Source organism: Roseburia sp. AF42-8, assembly GCF_003435965.1.
Taxonomy (GTDB): domain Bacteria; phylum Bacillota; class Clostridia; order Lachnospirales; family Lachnospiraceae; genus Roseburia_C; species Roseburia_C amylophila.
The window spans coordinates 2169-5126 of record NZ_QTVB01000081.1 but is presented as its reverse complement, the minus strand read 5'-3'; the positions used below and the strand labels follow the sequence as shown (position 1 = coordinate 5126).

General features: G+C 50.8%; 1 rRNA gene. It reads right to left on the bottom strand.

Annotation, left to right across the window (positions count from 1 at the left end):
* Positions 1–2787 (bottom strand): 23S ribosomal RNA (locus tag DW059_RS14815); the annotation flags it as partial.
* Positions 2788–2958: the final 171 nt, after the last annotated feature.

The following is a 2958-nucleotide window of genomic DNA, read 5'->3' as shown; positions in this document are numbered from 1 at the left end:
AGACAGGGACATCTCATCTTGGGGGGGGCTTCACGCTTAGATGCCTTCAGCGTTTATCCCTTCCGGACTTGGCTACCCAGCTATGGATTTGGTATCCAGCTGATGCACCAGTGGTCCGTCCAGCCCGGTCCTCTCGTACTAAGGCCAGCTCCCCTCAGATATCCTACGCCCGCGCCGGATAGGGACCGAACTGTCTCACGACGTTCTGAACCCAGCTCGCGTACCGCTTTAATGGGCGAACAGCCCAACCCTTGGGACCTGCTACAGCCCCAGGATGCGATGAGCCGACATCGAGGTGCCAAACCACTCCGTCGATGTGAACTCTTGGGAGTGATAAGCCTGTTATCCCCAGGGTAGCTTTTATCCGTTGAGCGATGGCAATCCCACTTTATGCCACCGGATCACTAAGTCCTACTTTCGTACCTGCTCCACCCGTCGGTGTCGCAGTCAAGCTCCCTTCTGCCTTTGCACTCTTTAAATGGTTTCCAACCATTCTGAGGGAACCTTTGAGCGCCTCCGATACCCTTTCGGAGGCGACCGCCCCAGTCAAACTCCCCGCCTGGCATTGTCCCACCGCTGGTTCACAGCGGCTGGTTAGAAACCCAATACTGCAAGGGTGGTATCCCAACAGCGACTCTGTTAAGACTGGCGTCCTAACTTCTTCGTCTCCCACCTATCCTGTACATGCAGTACCGAATCCCAGTACCAAACTGGAGTAAAGCTCCATGGGGTCTTTCCGTCCTGGCGCGGGTAACCAGCATCTTCACTGGTACTTCAATTTCACCGGATGTATTGTCGAGACAGTGCTCAAATCATTACGCCTTTCGTGCGGGTCGGAACTTACCCGACAAGGAATTTCGCTACCTTAGGACCGTTATAGTTACGGCCGCCGTTTACTGGGGCTTAAATTCAAAGCTTCGCTTGCGCTAACCTCTCCTCTTAACCTTCCAGCACCGGGCAGGCGTCAGCATATACTTCACCTTTCGGTTTTGCATAGACCTGTGTTTTTGCTAAACAGTTGCTTGAGCCTATTCTCTGCGGCCTGATTTCTCAGGCACCCCTTCTCCCGAAGTTACGGGGTCATTTTGCCGAGTTCCTTAACAATACTTCTTCCGTCGGCCTTAGGATTCTCTCCTCATCCACCTGTGTCGGTTTACGGTACGGGCACATATGGCACAATAGCGGCTTTTCTCGGCAGCCGGTCCGCATGCTTCGCTACTCTAGTTCGCTCCACATCACAGCAAGGACTTTCGTGTGCGGATTTGCCAGCACACCATCCCCTCTGCTTGTACCAGTCTTTCCATTCCTGGCTCATGCTTTCCTTCTGCGTCCCCACAGTTCTGACCATATGTGGTACAGGAATCTAAACCTGTTGTCCATCGGATACGCCTCTCGGCCTCTCCTTAGGTCCCGACTTACCCAGGCAGATCAGCTTTACCCTGGAATCCTTGGATATTCGGCCGGAAGGATTCTCACCTTCCTCTCGCTACTCATTCCGGCATTCTCTCTTCTTATCCCTCCACTGCTCCTTACCGGTACAGCTTCGTCGGTCTTAAGAATGCTCCTCTACCAATCATACTAGGTATGATTCCACAGCTTCGGTGTTGTGTTTTAGCCCCGGACATTTTCGGCGCAGGGACTCTCGACTAGTGAGCTGTTACGCACTCTTTGAATGAATGGCTGCTTCTGAGCCAACATCCTAGTTGTCTTTGAATCCCCACATCCTTTTCCACTTAACACACACTTTGGGACCTTAGCTGGTGGTCTGGGCTCTTTCCCTTTTGACTGTCCAACTTATCTCGTACAGTCTGACTCCCGTTCATCATCTTAATGGCATTCGGAGTTTGATATTCTTTGGTAAGCTTTGACGCCCCCGCGGAAATTCAGTGCTCTACCTCCACAAGACTAAAACGAGGCTAGCCCTAAAGCTATTTCGAGGAGAACCAGCTATCTCCGGGTTCGATTGGAATTTCTCCCCTATCCACACCTCATCCCCACCCTTTTCAACGGATGTGGGTTCGGTCCTCCAACGCCTTTTACGGCATCTTCAACCTGGACATGGATAGATCACCCGGTTTCGGGTCTACTCCTACTGACTAAACTCGCCCTGTTAAGACTTGGTTTCCCTTCGGCTCCGGACCTTAAGTCCTTAACCTCGCCAGTAAGCGTAACTCGCCGGACCGTTCTACAAAAAGTACGCGGTCGCACATATAAAGTGCTTCCACAGCTTGTAAACACAGGGTTTCAGGTTCTCTTTCACTCCCCTCCCGGGGTCCTTTTCACCTTTCCTTCACAGTACTATGCGCTATCGGTCACTAAGTAGTATTTAGCCTTACGGGGTGGTCCCCGCTTATTCCATCAAGGTTTCTCGTGTCTCGATGTACTCTGGATACCGCCATGTCAGCTCTTCTTTCGCTTACGGGACTTTCACCCTCTCTGGTCTGCTTTCCCAAAACAGTTCTGCTGGAATTGCTGAATCAATTATGCGGTCCGAACCCCGGAATGCACGCACTCCGGTTTGGGCTCTTTCCATTTCGCTCGCCGCTACTTTGGAAATCGATTTTTCTTTCTCTTCCTCCGGCTACTTAGATGTTTCAGTTCACCGGGTTCCCTTCCATACGTTATGGATTGGCGTATGGATACATGAGGTATGCTCATGTGGTTTCCCCATTCAGATATTCACGGATCAATGGATATTTGCTCCTCCCCGTGACTTTTCGCAGCTTATCACGTCTTTCATCGGCTCTTAGTGCCAAGCATCCACCCTGCGCTCTTCTTCGCTTGACCTTGCTTCCTGTCATCTATAGCGTTAGTGACAGGTGTCTTTTGCGTTTTCACGCTTGTGTTTGTTGATTCTTTTGAATCGGTTTGTTTCTCGGATGTCTTGATATCTTAGGTCTATCATTTCTAAAATGATAGTCTTATCATCAATTCTGTATGAAGTTTTCAAGGTACGTT